The following is a 13,718-nucleotide window of genomic DNA, read 5'->3' on the forward strand; positions in this document are numbered from 1 at the left end:
CTAAACGTAGCAAATTTTCGGCTTTCCGTTGTGCTGGCATCCGTCGCGGAAACCCCTTAAAATGGCATTTAAAATACATTTTAAAAATTCAAATTTATGAATAACGTTAACAAATCCCAACAGGTGCTTAACCTTCCCGCAGGGTATTTTGGCATGGTGCTTGGCATCATCGGCATGGGGTTCGCCTGGCGATACGCCAGCACCCTGTGGCCGGTGACGCGCTGGCCGGGTGAGATTCTGGTCGCTCTCGCGGTTACATGCTGGTTTTTACTGACGGCAGCGTTTATTACCCGTGCAATTCGTTTCCCGCACAGCGTGCTGGCAGAGATGCGCCACCCGGTGATGAGCAGCTTCGTCAGCCTTTTTCCGGCCACGACTATGCTGGTCGCCATCGGTTTTGTCCCCTGGTTCCGTCCGGTATCGCTGGCGCTGTTTGGCGTGGGCGTGGTGGTGCAGCTTGCCTATGCTGCCTGGCAAAGCGCCGGGCTATGGCGGGGGACGCACCCGCACGAGGCCACCACGCCGGGATTATATCTGCCGACGGTGGCGAATAATTTTATCAGCGCAATGGCGTGCGGAGCCCTGGGGTTCAACGACGCAGGGCTCGTCTTCCTCGGTGCGGGCGTCTTTTCCTGGCTCAGCCTGGAGCCGGTGATCCTCCAGCGTCTTCGCAGCGCCGGAGAGCTTCCCTCCGCGCAGCGTACCTCTTTAGGCATTCAGCTGGCGCCCGCGCTGGTGGCATGTAGCGCCTGGTTTAGCGTCAACGGTGGAGAAGCCGACACCTTCGCCAAAATGCTGTTCGGCTACGGCCTGTTGCAGCTGCTGTTTATGCTGCGCCTGCTGCCGTGGTATTTGTCTCAGCCGTTTAACGCCTCCTTCTGGAGTTTTTCGTTCGGCGTGTCGGCTCTGGCTACCACGGGGCTGCATCTGGGGCACGGCAGTTCGTCTGGATTCTTCCACGCCATTGCCGTGCCGCTGTTTATCTTTACCAACCTCATCATTGGGATGCTGTTGGTTCGTACATTTATCCTGCTGATACAGGGCAAACTTCTGGTGCGCACTGATAAAGCACTGCTTATGCAATCTGAGGAAAAATAATGGCTGTCGATGAAAATTACTTCACTGAGAAATATGGCTTAACCCGTACGCATTCCGAGGTGCTGTACAGCGCGGGGATCGTTAAGCCGGGTAAAACGCTGGATCTGGGCTGCGGCAATGGCCGCAACAGCCTTTACCTGGCGGCTAACGGCTACGATGTCACCGCCTGGGATAAAAACCCGATGAGCATTGATAACATCGAGCGCATCAAAGCGGCAGAAGGGATAGCCAACCTGCATACGGCGATTAAGGATCTCAACAGCCTGAGTTTTGACGGCGAGTACGACTTCATTCTCTCCACCGTGGTGCTGATGTTCCTGGAGGCGAAAACCATCCCGGGCCTTATCGCCAATATGCAGCGCTGCACGAAACCCGGCGGCTATAACCTGATCGTTGCCGCGATGGACACGGCGGATTATCCGTGCACCGTCGGCTTCCCGTTTGCATTTAAAAGCGGTGAACTGAGCAACTACTACGAAGGCTGGGAGTTGCTCAAATACAACGAAGAGGTTGGCGAGCTGCACCGCACCGATGAAAACGGCAACCGCATTAAGCTGCGCTTTGCCACCATGCTGGCGCGCAAGCCCGCTTAACGGGCGGCCAGCAGGCAGATCTGCAGGGCAGTCCTGTAAGACGCCTCGAAGGACGACAGCGGCAGGAATTCAAACTTCGAGTGGAAGTTATGCGCGCCGGTGAAGAAGTTCGGGGTGAGTAACCCTTTTGCTGACAGCGCCGCGCCGTCCGTGCCGCCGCGCATGGGGATGGGTTTTGGGGTAATGCCGAGCGATTCCATCGCCTCAAACATCAGGTCGATAGCGCGCCGGTCTTCACCAATCGCATTGCTGATATTGCTGTAGGTATCCTCAATGCGATACTCCACCTTTGCCGTCGGGTGTTGGGCGGCAATCAACGCGGCGACGTCCGCGATCTGCTGCTTGCGGGCGGCAAAGCCGGTTTTATCAAAATCACGAATGTTGGCCTTTAACACGGCGTCGTTTTGCCCGGCCTGGATGCCGTTAAACCAGATATAGCCCTCGCGGCCCTCGGTGCACTCTGGCGTTTGCTGGCGGTCGAAATGGCTGATGAAATCGGTCGCCATCAGTAACGGGTTCACCAGTACGCCTTTGGCGGACATCGGGTGCGCCGTCACGCCGGTAAAGCGGATCTCAGCGGCTGCCGCGTTAAAATTCTCGTAAACAATTTCCCCCAACTCGCAGCAGTCGATGGTCCAGGCAAAATCAACGTCGAAGCGTTTCAAATCCAGCGCCTTGGCGCCGTTAAGGCCAATCTCTTCATCGGGCACAAACGCGACCACAATGTCGCCATGCTGATGTTCAGCGGTGAGGTTTTCCAGCACGGTCATCACCACGGTTACCGCTGCTTTATTATCTGCGCCTAATACGCTGGTACCGTCGCTGAAAATAATCTCTTCATCCGGATAAGCCAGAATTTCCGGGTGCTCATTCACGCGCAGCCAGATGTCTTTATCCTTATTCAGACAGAGATCTTCACCACGAAACGTTAATATTTGCGGATGAATATCCGGTGATAAACCGACGTCAACGGTATCAATATGGGTAATAAAGCCGATGCGCGGCGCGCCGGGCACATTGCCTTTTTTTACCGCCGTCACGGTAGCGAATTCGTCAATCACGATGTCGTTTAACCCCAGCTGTGCCAGCTCTTGCGCCAGTTCCCGCGCCATGTCGTGCTGGCCCGGCGTCGAGGGCAGGGTTTTCACTTTCGGATCGCTCTGGCTGGTAATAGCGAGATAGCGGAAAAAACGGTGCGTTAATTGTCTGGAAAGAGGCGAGCCCATAGTGTTTTCTTCCTTATTTATTTTTCGGGTGTTTGCCACTTCACTTTAATGTTATTTATGAAATGGCAAAAGAATTAATTAGCCGTCGAATTAAAAAGACAGGAATAAATGATGACAAGCAAACGCACAATGTTAACGCTGGCACTCGCTGCGCTTACGGTCAGTTCCTCCGTTGCCGCGAAAACGCTGGTGTATTGCTCCGAAGGGTCGCCGGAAAACTTTAATCCTCAGTTATACACATCGGGGACCAGCGTGGATGCCAGCGCCGTGCCGGTCTATAACCGGCTGGTCGATTTCAAACCCGGCACCACGGAGCTGGTACCGAGCCTGGCAGAGCGCTGGGAGGTGAGCGACGACGGCAAGGTTTACACCTTCCATCTGCGTAAAGGGGTGAAGTTCCAGAGCAATAAATTGTTCACGCCGACCCGGGATTTTAACGCCGATGACGTGATCTTCTCGTTTATGCGTCAGAAAGACGTGAACCATCCCTATCACAACGTCTCAAACGGCAGCTATTCCAACTTTGAAAGTCTGGAGTTTGGCAGTCTGATAACCGCCATTGATAAAGTCGATGACCACACGGTGCGCTTTACCCTGGCACACCCGGAAGCGCCGTTTGTTGCCGATCTGGCATGGTATTTCGCCTCGATCCTCTCCGCGGAATATGCCGATGCGATGCTGAAAGCGGGCACGCCGGAGAAGGTGGATATGCAGCCCATCGGCACCGGGCCGTTTAAGCTGGCGCAGTATCAGAAAGATTCCCGCATTCTGTTTACGGCATTTGCCGACTACTGGCAGGGGAAATCGAAGCTGGATCGGCTGGTCTTTACCATCACGCCGGATGCCTCCGTGCGTTTTGCCAAAATTGAGAAAAACGAATGCCAGGTAATGCCGTTCCCGAACCCGGCGGATCTGCCGCGCATGAAGGCAAATAAGGATATTAACCTGATGAGCAAGGCGGGGCTGAATACCGGTTTTCTGGCGTTTAATACCCAAAAGCCGCCGCTGGATAACGTGAAGGTTCGTCAGGCGCTGGCGATGGCGATCAACAAACCGGCCATTATCGACGCGGTATTCCACGGCACGGGCACCGCGGCGAAAAACCTGCTGCCGCCCGGCGTCTGGAGCGCTGACAGCGAGCTGAAAGATTACGATTACGATCCTGAAAAAGCGAAAGCGTTGCTGAAAGAGGCCGGTTTTGCCAACGGGGTGAGCATCGATTTATGGGCGATGCCCGTGCAGCGGCCCTATAACCCGAATGCGAAACGCATGGCGGAGATGATTCAGGCCGACTGGGCAAAAGTGGGCGTGCAGACCAAAATTGTCACTTACGAATGGGGCGAATACCTTAAGCGCGTGAAGGGTGGTGAACATCAGGCCGCGCTAATGGGCTGGACGACCGCAACGGGCGATCCGGATAACTTCTTTGGCCCACTGTTTACCTGCACGTCTGCCAACGGCGGATCGAACTCGGCCAAATGGTGCTACCCGCCCTTTGATAAAATTATTGCCGAGGCAAAATCGATAACCGATCGCGACAAACGTGTGGCGCTGTACAAAGAGGCGCAGCAGATGATGCATGACCAGATGCCAGCGGTGATGATTGCACATTCAACGATTTTCGAACCCGTCCGCAAGGAGGTGACCGGCTACGAAATCGACCCGTTTGGCAAACATTTGTTCTGGCAGGTGGATATTCAACCGTAATTTTCACTGCCCGGTACGCTTCCGGGCAGTCTTTTCGCAATTTGTGCTCCCCGCATCATTTTTTGTCACAACAAACCCACCAGACTTTTGCTATAACTTCAAATGCATACTTGCAGATAACATGGAAAACTATCATGCGTACTCAAACTTTTTTTAAAGTTGCAGTGCTTACTGGTTTATTGGCAGTGGCGGGCTGTTCTTCAAAAGTCGCGGCTCCCGAACAATATTCAGGCTTTTTAAAAGATTATTCCGGCTTGCAGCAGACGACGTCTGCGACAGGTAAACCCACGCTGCGTTGGGTTGATCCTTCCTATAACGAAGCCAACTACGACAGCATTATCTGGACGCCAATTACCTATTATCCAGCGCCAAAACCAACGACGCAGATTGGGCAGAGAACGCTTGATGAACTGTTGAATTACACCAATAACAAAATGAAAACGGCGATTGGTACCCGTAAGCCGATTGTGACCACGCCAGGTAAACACAGCCTGATTTTCCGCGGTGCAATCACCGGGGTGAGTTCGCAGAAAGAAGGCCTGCAGTTCTATGAAGTGGTGCCGGTCGCGCTGGTGGTAGCAGGTACGCAGATGGCAACCGGCCATCGCACCATGGATACCCATCTCTTCTTTGAAGGCGAGCTGATCGACGCGGCCACCAATAAGCCGGTGATGAAGGTCGTTCGTAAAGGCGAAGGTAAAGAGCTGAATAACGAAAGTACGCCGATGACCTTTGCGACGCTGAAGCAGGTTGTTGACGACATGGCGACGGATGCCACCATGTTTGACGTGAAGAAAACCACCAAATAACGTAAAACGGCCTGCATCGCGCGGGCCGTTTTTCTTATACCGTACGCAGGCGCCTGAACCAGGTTTCTGGTTTCGTAAACATCACCATATTCCCGCCCAGAATCAACAGTAAACCGACGATGCCGTTGATATGCCAGACGTAGCCTTCATACACCGTTGAGATGGAGAGCGCCACCAGCGGGAAGAGCAGCGTACTGTAGGCCGCTTTCCCGGGGCCAATGCGTCCTACCAGGGTGAAGTAAGCGCCAAAGGCAATAACCGAACCAAACAGGGCCAGATAAAGCAGCGCGCCCATGTAACTCACCGTCCATTCCGGGGCAAAACTGTCGCCTCTGAAAAGCGCAATACATCCCATAACCAGCGTACCGTAAAGCATCGCCCAGGCGTTGGTGGTCATGGTTTCCAGACCTCTGCGCTGATGCCGCATGCTGATCATATTGCCCAGCGAAAAACCGTACGTGCCGAGGGCGGAAAGACCAATGCCCGTCAGCAGCGAGGCGCTCCAGCCGCTGGCCAGCAGGTCGTCCCAGAAAAGGATAACAATCCCGATAAGACCCAACGTCGCCGCCGTCCAGAACCGCGCAGGCGGGCGCTGACCGAAGAAAATAAAGCAGTTAATGGCGTTGTAGAGCACCGCCATGGAAAAGATCACCGATTCCAGCCCGGTGTTGATATGCGCCGCCGCGGTATAAAAACACCAGAAGTTAAAGCAGAACACGCAGCATCCCTGCAACATGCAAAACAGATGATCGCGCAGCGCCAGCTTGCGCAGTCGGCGCAGGGCGAGCAGCACAACCATCATCGTGGCGCTGGCCACGGCGAAGCGCCAGAAAATAGACACCGGGGCCGGCACGGGGCCTTGCTGCAGGAAAATGGCAATCCAGGTGGTTCCCCAGATGATCACGACCAGTCCATATAATAATGCGTTCATACCTTTTCTCTTCTTAAACCACAGAAGCCGCCAGTATGGCGCTGGGATCGGTCAGGGGCTTTCAACGGCTTGCGGTGGACTTGCAAAATCTTGCGCTTTTTTCTTTTCCGGGGGCTGGCAACGGGAGAAAACAATTCTTAGACTGACAGTTCACTCAATAACGCGCTAACGGTTATGTCTCACGCTTACGATACCTTTGAAACGCTACGCCAGCAGAATGCGGTGCTCCGGGAAACGGTCGCGCTCAATTCCGGCATTCAGCTGGCGGCGTGGTACAACAAGCACGACACGATAACGGTTAAAAGCAACCATCACACCCTCAGCCTGTACGTGGCCGACGGCTACGAGAGCTATCAAAAAACGCCGGGCGGCTGGAAGAACGGCGGGGGACCGGACCGTTTCTGTCTGATGCCGAAAGAGAGCGAATCGACGTGGGACATCCGTGATGACCTGTCGTTTGTGCATCTCTGCTGCACCGATGAACATCTGCGCGATGTGGGGGAAAAAATCTGGGACAAACGGCCGCTCTCGCTGACGCTGGACGAGCGCATTTTTGGCAGCGATCCGAAGATCACCGCGCTGTACCGCCAGTTTTTGCTTGGCTGTGACTGGCAGCAGCAGGCCAATCAGCTCACCCTGAGTACAGCCTCCACGCTGCTGTTGACCCATTTACTGCAAAACTACGCCAACGTTCAGTGGAAGCTGCCTGTCGTCACCGGCGGGCTATCGCCCTTTGTGTTGCGTAACGTGCTGGCGTTTATCGAAGAGAACCTCGGGCAGCCGCTGACGCTGGCCGAACTGGCGGCGCAGGCCGCCCTCAGCGAATACCATTTTGCCCGCATGTTCCGTCAGTCGACGGGGCAGGCGCCGCATCAGTACGTCATGCAAAGGCGCATGGAAAAAGCGAAAAACCTGGTGCAGCATACCTCGATGCCACTGACGGATATCGCCCTGGCCTGCGGGTTTAACTCCGCCAGCCATTTCAGTAACCGTTTCCGCAGCGTCATGGGCATCACGCCGTCCCAGCTACGCGCGACGAGCGCGTGAGAACAGAGCATAGCTTACGCCGCCCAGCACCAACCCCCAGAATGCCGAGCCGATGCCCAGGATCGTGACGCCGCTTGCGGTCATCAAAAACGTGACGATAGCCGCGTCGCGCTCCGCTTCATGATTCAGCGCCTGGTATAAACTCCCACTGATGGTACCCAGCAGCGCCAGACCCGCCAGCGTCTGGATCCAGCTGAGCGGCAGCGCAGCCATTATCCCGGTGATGGAACCGCCGAACACTCCCGCCAGCAGATAAAACCCACCGGCCGCGATGGCCGCCAGCCAGCGTTTACCGGCATCCGGATGGGCATCCGGGCTTTGACAAATGGCGGCGGTAATCGCCGCAATGCAGATGGAAAAGACGCCGAAAGGAGAAAGCAGCAGCGCCAGCCCGCCGGTAAAGATGATGAGCGGTGAGACCGCCACCGGGTAACCGGAGGCTTTCATCGTCGCGAACCCGGGAGCATTCTGCGAGGCCATGGTCACCAGGAAGAAGGGGACGCCGATGCTCACCAGGCTGGTGAAGGTGAACGTGGGCGCAATAAACTGAGGCATCACGAGAGAAAACGTTAGCTTATCGGTGACAACGTCACCTCCCGTCCACGCTACGATCCCCCCGACCAGCAGCGTCACCACGATGGCATAGCGCGGAGCCAGCGCTTTTGCCAGCAGCCACGCCGCAATCATGCTGCCGCACAGCAAAAAGTGTCCCTCAAGATGCGCAAACGCATGCAGGCCAAACTGTAGCAACACCCCAGCCAGCATGGCCGCAGCCAGTGAATGCGGGACAAGCTTCATCAGGCGGGCGAAAAGCCCGGTAATACCGCAGAGTAAAATGAGCGCGTTAGCAAAAATGAATACGCCGATCGTTTCGGCCAGCGTCACGCCGTGCAGGCTGGTGGCAAGCAGCGCCGCGCCGGGCGTCGACCAGGCTGTCAGCACCGGCGCTTTGTACCACCAGGAAAGCGCCAGCGTGCTGATGCCCATCCCAATCCCCAGCGCGGTCATCCAGCCCGCAATTTGCTGCGCGCTGGCGCCTGCCGCTGCAGCAGCCTGCCAGATGATGGCGGCCGAACTGGCGTAACCGACCAGCACGGCGACAAAGCCAGCCAGGACGGCTGGCACGAGATGAGATGAAGGGCGCATGGAAACTCCGTTGTGCGTTATAACGTCCGCGATAAGGTAACACTGTGCGCTATAGCGTACAAGTGGTATGCTGATCGCCATCAGGAGGGCACATGGACATCACACTACATCTTGCAACAACGCTGAAAACGCTGCGTCAGGCGCGCAGCTGGAGTTTGTCGAAGCTGGCGGAAGAGACGGGCGTTTCAAAAGCGATGCTTGGGCAAATCGAACGTAATGAATCGAGCCCGACGGTATCAACGCTGTGGAAAATCGCCACCGGGCTGAACGTTCCGTTTTCTGCGTTCATCACGCCGGAGGCGGACAGGCAGGCTGTTTTTGACCCTCAGCAGCAGGCGATGGTGGTGAAACCGCTTTTTCCCTGGGATGAGACGCTCCGGTTCGATCATTTCTCCATCACGCTGGCGCCTGGTGCCCTGAGTGAGTCCACGCCGCACGAGGCGGGAGTGATTGAACATGTGGTGGTCATCAGCGGCGAGCTGGAGATGAACATTAACGGCGAGTGGCAGACGCTTTCAGCCGATTCGGGCATCCGTTTTGCCGGGGATAAACCGCACGCGTACCGCAACAGCAGCGACCGGCCGGTGCATTTTCACTCTCTGATCCATTATCCCCGCTGACGCTACGCAAAACTGTTTCGCTGGCGCAGACTTCTGACTACAATAGCCGCCATTTTGACCATAACGGATAACGACGAAGTATGCGCCTGCAATCCCATCATCTTGAACTTTTAAGCCCGGCCCGCGACGCCGCCATTGCCCGTGAAGCGATCCTTCATGGTGCTGACGCCGTCTACATCGGCGGCCCTGGCTTCGGTGCCCGCCATAACGCCAGCAACAGCCTGCGCGATATTGCCGAGCTGGTGCCGTTCGCCCACCGTTTTGGGGCGAAAGTGTTCGTAACCCTGAACACCATTCTTCATGATGATGAGCTGGAACCTGCGCAGCGTCTGATTACCGATCTCTACCAGACCGGCGTCGATGCCCTGATTGTTCAGGACATGGGCGTTCTGGCGCTGGATATTCCACCTGTCGAGCTCCATGCCAGCACCCAGTGCGATATTCGCACGGTTGAGAAGGCGAAGTTTCTTTCCGATGTGGGCTTTTCGCAGATCGTTCTGGCGCGCGAGCTGAACCTCAATCAGATCCGCGATATTCACCAGGCCACCGACGCGACGATTGAATTCTTTATCCACGGCGCGCTGTGCGTGGCCTATTCCGGTCAGTGCAACATTTCCCACGCCCAGACGGGGCGCAGCGCCAACCGCGGCGACTGCTCGCAGGCCTGCCGTCTGCCGTATACCCTGAAAGACGATCAGGGCCGCGTGGTGGCGTTTGAGAAACACCTGCTCTCCATGAAGGATAACGATCAGACCGCCAACCTGGGCGCGCTGATTGATGCAGGCGTGCGTTCCTTCAAAATTGAAGGGCGCTACAAAGACATGAGCTACGTGAAGAACATCACCGCGCACTATCGCCAGATGCTGGATGCCATCATCGACGATCGCGGAGACCTGGCGCGCGCCTCGGCTGGTCGTACCGAGCATTTCTTTATTCCGTCGACGGACAAGACCTTCCACCGCGGCAGCACGGACTATTTCGTGAATGCCCGTAAAGGGGATATCGGCGCGTTTGATTCACCGAAGTTTATCGGTTTACCGGTCGGCGAAGTGCTTAAAGTGGCGAAAGATCATCTGGACGTCGAAGTGACGGAGCCGCTGGCAAACGGTGATGGCCTGAACGTGATGATCAAGCGTGAAGTGGTGGGTTTCCGCGCTAACACTGTCGAAAAAACCGGCGAGAACCGCTACCGCGTATGGCCGAATGAAATGCCTGCCGATCTCTACAAAGCGCGACCAAACGCGCCGCTCAACCGTAACCTGGATCACAACTGGCAGCAGGCATTGCTGAAAACCTCCAGCGAGCGTCGCATCGCGGTGGACATTGAGCTGGGCGGCTGGGAAGAGCAGCTGATCCTGACCATGACCTGTGAAGACGGTATCAGCGTAACGCATACGCTCGATGGCCAGTTCGAGGTGGCAAATAACGCGGAAAAAGCGCTTAACAGCCTCAAGGACGGCGTGGCGAAGCTGGGTCAGACGATTTACTACGCGCGCGCTATCGAGGTTAATCTGCCGGACGCGCTGTTCGTGCCGAACAGCCTGCTTAACCAGTTCCGCCGTGAAACGGCAGAGATGCTGGATGCCGCACGCCTGGCGCACTATCCGCGCGGCAGCCGTAAGGCCGAATCTGTTCCTGCACCCGTGTACCCGGACACCCATTTATCCTTCCTGGCGAACGTTTACAACCATAAAGCGCGTGAATTCTACCATCGCCATGGCGTGCAGCTGATCGACGCGGCCTATGAAGCGCATGAAGAGAAGGGCGATGTGCCGGTAATGATCACCAAGCACTGCCTGCGCTTTGCTTTTAACCTGTGCCCGAAACAGGCGAAAGGGAATATCAAAAGCTGGAAGGCAACCCCCATGCAGCTGGTCAACGGTGACGAAGTCCTGACTCTGAAGTTTGACTGTCGTCCTTGCGAAATGCATGTTATCGGCAAGATGAAGAACCACATTTTCAAAATGCCACCGCCGGGCAGCATCGTTGCGTCCGTGAGCCCGGACGATCTGATGAAAACCCTTCCGAAACGTAAGGGCAGTTAATTACCTTACGTGGGTGTCCGGTTTGCGCGATTTCTGCCACAGGTGGTGTTCGCGCAAACCCTCCGCTGACTCTTCTGCCGCGCTGCGTAGCTCGTCGCTGTCGGCCTCATGCCGCAGCTGATGCTCCACATTCTTTACCCAAATATATTCATGGCCTTTGTGCCCGGCCATCAGCTGGCCTGAAAATAGCGCACAAATAAGCATAATAAGAGATAACCCTTTTTTAAACATGGATTCACCGCTGAATGATATCGCGGAATAATCATGCCGATTATTTCTTCTTGTTATTATTCAATAATTCAAATTAGCGCAAAGAAAGTGTCAAATAATGTGCGTCTGGATTTTTTCTTAGGAAATATCCTAAATATGAATCGAGCTGTGTAAACTACCTGTTCTGGTACGCAAACAGACGTTTACTTTAAGGATAATCCTATATAATAGAGATTCTCTGGCTAAGGAATGAGTCTTAATAAATGAAAAAAATAATCGCACTTGCGCTCCTCGTGGCGGCCGTTGGAGCAACGGCTGGGGTTCGCTATATGGGTAATGATGAACCAGAATATATTCAGTCCGCGAAAGTCCGCGTTGGTTCCTATTTAACCAGCGACTATGGACGCGTAGCCTGTAATAGCAAAAAAGTAAACGAACAACGCTGGGAATTAGACTGCACGCATCAGGCAGGGGGGAAAACATTCCAGTTTGCGGTGTATCCCTCTGAAAAAGCACCTTATGGTGTTTCGCGACCATTTTATCTCGAAGCCCTGAATGATGATGCAAAACAGAGCGCTCAGCAGGGCCTGATGCGCTATTTACAGATCAATACCCGGGCGAGTTAATAAGTCTGTTGAGCTTTCGTTAAGATAATCAGTGTTAGTTTGTAGGGGATCCGCTGCCCGACCATGGAGCGTCGGGGACGTAGAGACCAAAATACAAATCTATCCATGCAAGCATTTACCGCCAGATAATGGCGGTTTTTTTTGCCTTTTTTCCGCTAGCGGGCCGTCTCAGAACGAGAAAACTGTTTACGATACTGAGCCGGAGAAAGCGCGAACTGCTGACGAAAATGATGGCGCAGCGTCGACGCCTGGCCAAACCCGGTCTGCTCGGCGATGCTGTCGATGCTTAAACGGCTGCTTTCCAGATAATCTTTTGCTCTTAGCAGGCGCTCATTGAGCAGCCAGCGTGCGGGCGTCGTGCCCGTTGCCGCCTCGAAGCGGCGCAGGAAGGTGCGCTGGCTCATGCCGACCCGACGCGCCAGGGAGTCGACGCTGTGCGGCTCGACAAGGTGCGTGTGCAGAAAATCAAACAGCTGGCCCAAACGCTGGCTTTCACGCAGCTGCGCTACCGGGCGGCTCAGCTGTTGCGGCTGTGAACCGTCCCGGTGAGGGGGGATGACCAGCCTGCGCGCCACGCTGTTGGCGGTCTCCATGCCATAATCCCGACGCACAACGTGCAGACAGAGATCGATTCCCGCCGCGCTGCCTGCGGACGTCAGGATGTCACCCTCGTCCTGGTAGAGCACGTCCTCAACCACATGGATTTCGGGATAATGCGTTTTCAGCGCCTCGATGTAGCGCCAGTGGGTTGTCGCTTTACGGCCGTTCAGCAGCCCCGTAGCGGCCAGTACGAACACGCCCGAGCAGATGGACAGCAGCTGACATCCTCGCGCGCTGGCCTGGCGCAGCGCCTCGCAGAGCGCCGGAGGAACCGGTGAGTCCAGCCCCCGCCAGCCGGGAACCACGATCAGATCCGCCGATTCAAGCAGGCTTAAATCGCCATCGGTAACGATGCGGATCCCACCGGTCGCCCGCAGTTCTCCGCTATCCACGCTCGCCACTGCAAAACGATACCAGTTGTCGCCCAGTTCCGGGCGCGGCAGGCCAAAAATCTCAACCGCCACGCCAAACTCAAAGGTACATAGCCCGTCATAGGCAAGCACGACGACGCCAGGGCGGGCAATTTGTCTTAAGTTTGTCATCTTTTTGCTGTTTTCTGGCATAAGCGAACGCATTCACGGGCCGAATTTGTGGATAGAGTAGTGTTAACACAAACGCCAAAGATGAGGAAGGATCATGAGCTATGTTACTGAATTTCCGGCTGCCGAGCCGCAGGAAGCCGTCACCCATTTTCTGCGTCGACTAAGCGTCGAAACCGACTGTGCCGACGTGCATCATGCCATCGCCAATAATGAGCAGGACTTCGAGCTGCTGCACGTGGTGGGGAGCCCGGAACAGTTTGCCCGTCGCCATGTCCCGGGTGCGCTGCATATGCCCTGGAGTCAGATAACCGCTGAACGGATGTCCCAGTGGCAGGAAGGGACGCTGTTTGTCGTTTACTGTGCGGGGCCACACTGTAACGGCGCGGACAGGGCGGCGCTCAAGCTGGCGCGTCTCGGTCTGCCGGTGAAAATCATGCTCGGCGGCATCACCGGCTGGGAAGATGAACGCTACGCGTTTGCCAGCCAGGAGCCCGCTGCCGCACTGTGAAGATGAATTT

14 protein-coding genes are annotated in these 13,718 nt (G+C 55.6%); 9 read left to right on the forward strand and 5 right to left on the reverse strand.

Annotated features, from left to right (window positions below; genetic code table 11):
• Positions 1-96 precede the first annotated feature (96 nt).
• Complete coding sequence (gene tehA / locus D5066_RS08170; RefSeq protein ID WP_080327121.1) at positions 97-1,098, forward strand: dicarboxylate transporter/tellurite-resistance protein TehA; 1,002 nt, start codon at positions 97-99, stop codon at positions 1,096-1,098.
• Complete coding sequence (tehB, locus tag D5066_RS08175; protein WP_080327120.1) at positions 1,098-1,691, forward strand: tellurite resistance methyltransferase TehB; 594 nt, start codon at positions 1,098-1,100, stop codon at positions 1,689-1,691. Before tehA ends, tehB begins: the two co-directional genes overlap by 1 nt.
• On the opposite strand, the gene pepT is transcribed toward tehB, so the two are convergent.
• Complete coding sequence (gene pepT / locus D5066_RS08180; RefSeq protein ID WP_119915608.1) at positions 1,688-2,917, reverse strand: peptidase T; 1,230 nt, start codon at positions 2,915-2,917, stop codon at positions 1,688-1,690. The genes tehB and pepT overlap by 4 nt on opposite strands.
• A gap of 111 nt (positions 2,918-3,028) precedes the next feature.
• Between pepT and D5066_RS08185 the strand changes: the two genes are divergently transcribed.
• Together D5066_RS08185 and D5066_RS08190 are read left to right on the forward strand one after the other, a co-directional pair.
• Positions 3,029-4,624 (forward strand): ABC transporter substrate-binding protein, encoded by a 1,596-nt coding sequence (locus tag D5066_RS08185; protein ID WP_119915609.1) that lies wholly within the window; start codon positions 3,029-3,031, stop codon positions 4,622-4,624.
• 134 nt (positions 4,625-4,758) lie between these two features.
• Entirely contained in the window at positions 4,759-5,433 is a 675-nt protein-coding gene (locus D5066_RS08190; protein WP_119915610.1) for a DUF3313 domain-containing protein, read from the forward strand.
• A 34-nt stretch (positions 5,434-5,467) separates the two neighbouring features.
• Here the strand turns inward: D5066_RS08190 and D5066_RS08195 are convergent, their stop codons facing one another.
• Complete coding sequence (locus tag D5066_RS08195) at positions 5,468-6,364, reverse strand: DMT family transporter (protein WP_119915611.1); 897 nt, start codon at positions 6,362-6,364, stop codon at positions 5,468-5,470.
• Between the two features lie 174 nt (positions 6,365-6,538).
• On the opposite strand from D5066_RS08195, the gene D5066_RS08200 reads away from it, so the two are divergent.
• Positions 6,539-7,411 carry a helix-turn-helix transcriptional regulator gene (locus D5066_RS08200; RefSeq protein ID WP_119915612.1) on the forward strand — a complete coding sequence of 291 codons (873 nt, stop codon included), beginning with the start codon at positions 6,539-6,541 and terminating at the stop codon, positions 7,409-7,411.
• Here the strand turns inward: D5066_RS08200 and D5066_RS08205 are convergent.
• Complete coding sequence (locus D5066_RS08205; protein ID WP_080327114.1) at positions 7,391-8,638, reverse strand: benzoate/H(+) symporter BenE family transporter; 1,248 nt, start codon at positions 8,636-8,638, stop codon at positions 7,391-7,393. The genes D5066_RS08200 and D5066_RS08205 overlap by 21 nt on opposite strands.
• 11 nt (positions 8,639-8,649) lie before the next feature.
• On the opposite strand from D5066_RS08205, the gene D5066_RS08210 reads away from it, so the two are divergent.
• Positions 8,650-9,177 carry a helix-turn-helix domain-containing protein gene (locus D5066_RS08210; RefSeq protein WP_119915613.1) on the forward strand — a complete coding sequence of 176 codons (528 nt, stop codon included), beginning with the start codon at positions 8,650-8,652 and terminating at the stop codon, positions 9,175-9,177.
• An 80-nt stretch (positions 9,178-9,257) separates the two neighbouring features.
• Positions 9,258-11,222 carry a peptidase U32 family protein gene (locus tag D5066_RS08215; protein WP_119915614.1) on the forward strand — a complete coding sequence of 655 codons (1,965 nt, stop codon included), beginning with the start codon at positions 9,258-9,260 and terminating at the stop codon, positions 11,220-11,222.
• On the opposite strand, the gene D5066_RS08220 is transcribed toward D5066_RS08215, so the two are convergent.
• A complete protein-coding gene (locus D5066_RS08220) occupies positions 11,223-11,453 on the reverse strand; it encodes a DUF2554 family protein (protein ID WP_080327111.1) in 231 nt (76 codons plus the stop codon).
• Positions 11,454-11,695: 242 nt separating this feature from the next.
• On the opposite strand from D5066_RS08220, the gene D5066_RS08225 reads away from it, so the two are divergent.
• Positions 11,696-12,058, forward strand: coding sequence for a hypothetical protein (locus D5066_RS08225; RefSeq protein ID WP_119915615.1), 363 nt, complete (start codon positions 11,696-11,698; stop codon positions 12,056-12,058).
• 155 nt (positions 12,059-12,213) lie between these two features.
• Here the strand turns inward: D5066_RS08225 and ftrA are convergent, their stop codons facing one another.
• Positions 12,214-13,221: a transcriptional regulator FtrA gene (gene ftrA, locus D5066_RS08230; protein ID WP_080327109.1), complete on the reverse strand. Its 1,008-nt coding sequence runs from the start codon at positions 13,219-13,221 to the stop codon at positions 12,214-12,216.
• Positions 13,222-13,294: 73 nt separating this feature from the next.
• On the opposite strand from ftrA, the gene D5066_RS08235 reads away from it, so the two are divergent.
• Entirely contained in the window at positions 13,295-13,708 is a 414-nt protein-coding gene (locus D5066_RS08235) for a rhodanese-like domain-containing protein (RefSeq protein WP_119915616.1), read from the forward strand.
• Positions 13,709-13,718 lie beyond the last annotated feature (10 nt).

Origin of the sequence: Enterobacter chuandaensis, from assembly GCF_003594915.1 — a bacterium.
Lineage (GTDB): Bacteria > Pseudomonadota > Gammaproteobacteria > Enterobacterales > Enterobacteriaceae > Enterobacter > Enterobacter chuandaensis.

Excerpts from the sequence above, each read along its gene's own strand:
- pepT (WP_119915608.1), bottom strand. The coding sequence starts at position 2,917 with ATGGGCTCGCCTCTTTCCAGACAATTAACGCACCGTTTTTTCCGCTAT.
- D5066_RS08220 (WP_080327111.1), bottom strand. The coding sequence starts at position 11,453 with ATGTTTAAAAAAGGGTTATCTCTTATTATGCTTATTTGTGCGCTATTT.
- tehB (WP_080327120.1), top strand. The coding sequence starts at position 1,098 with ATGGCTGTCGATGAAAATTACTTCACTGAGAAATATGGCTTAACCCGT.
- D5066_RS08210 (WP_119915613.1), top strand. The coding sequence starts at position 8,650 with ATGGACATCACACTACATCTTGCAACAACGCTGAAAACGCTGCGTCAG.
- ftrA (WP_080327109.1), bottom strand. The coding sequence starts at position 13,221 with ATGCCAGAAAACAGCAAAAAGATGACAAACTTAAGACAAATTGCCCGC.
- D5066_RS08205 (WP_080327114.1), bottom strand. The coding sequence starts at position 8,638 with ATGGCGATCAGCATACCACTTGTACGCTATAGCGCACAGTGTTACCTT.
- D5066_RS08235 (WP_119915616.1), top strand. The coding sequence starts at position 13,295 with ATGAGCTATGTTACTGAATTTCCGGCTGCCGAGCCGCAGGAAGCCGTC.
- tehA (WP_080327121.1), top strand. The coding sequence starts at position 97 with ATGAATAACGTTAACAAATCCCAACAGGTGCTTAACCTTCCCGCAGGG.
- D5066_RS08195 (WP_119915611.1), bottom strand. The coding sequence starts at position 6,364 with ATGAACGCATTATTATATGGACTGGTCGTGATCATCTGGGGAACCACC.
- D5066_RS08200 (WP_119915612.1), top strand. The coding sequence starts at position 6,539 with ATGTCTCACGCTTACGATACCTTTGAAACGCTACGCCAGCAGAATGCG.
- D5066_RS08190 (WP_119915610.1), top strand. The coding sequence starts at position 4,759 with ATGCGTACTCAAACTTTTTTTAAAGTTGCAGTGCTTACTGGTTTATTG.
- D5066_RS08225 (WP_119915615.1), top strand. The coding sequence starts at position 11,696 with ATGAAAAAAATAATCGCACTTGCGCTCCTCGTGGCGGCCGTTGGAGCA.
- D5066_RS08185 (WP_119915609.1), top strand. The coding sequence starts at position 3,029 with ATGACAAGCAAACGCACAATGTTAACGCTGGCACTCGCTGCGCTTACG.
- D5066_RS08215 (WP_119915614.1), top strand. The coding sequence starts at position 9,258 with ATGCGCCTGCAATCCCATCATCTTGAACTTTTAAGCCCGGCCCGCGAC.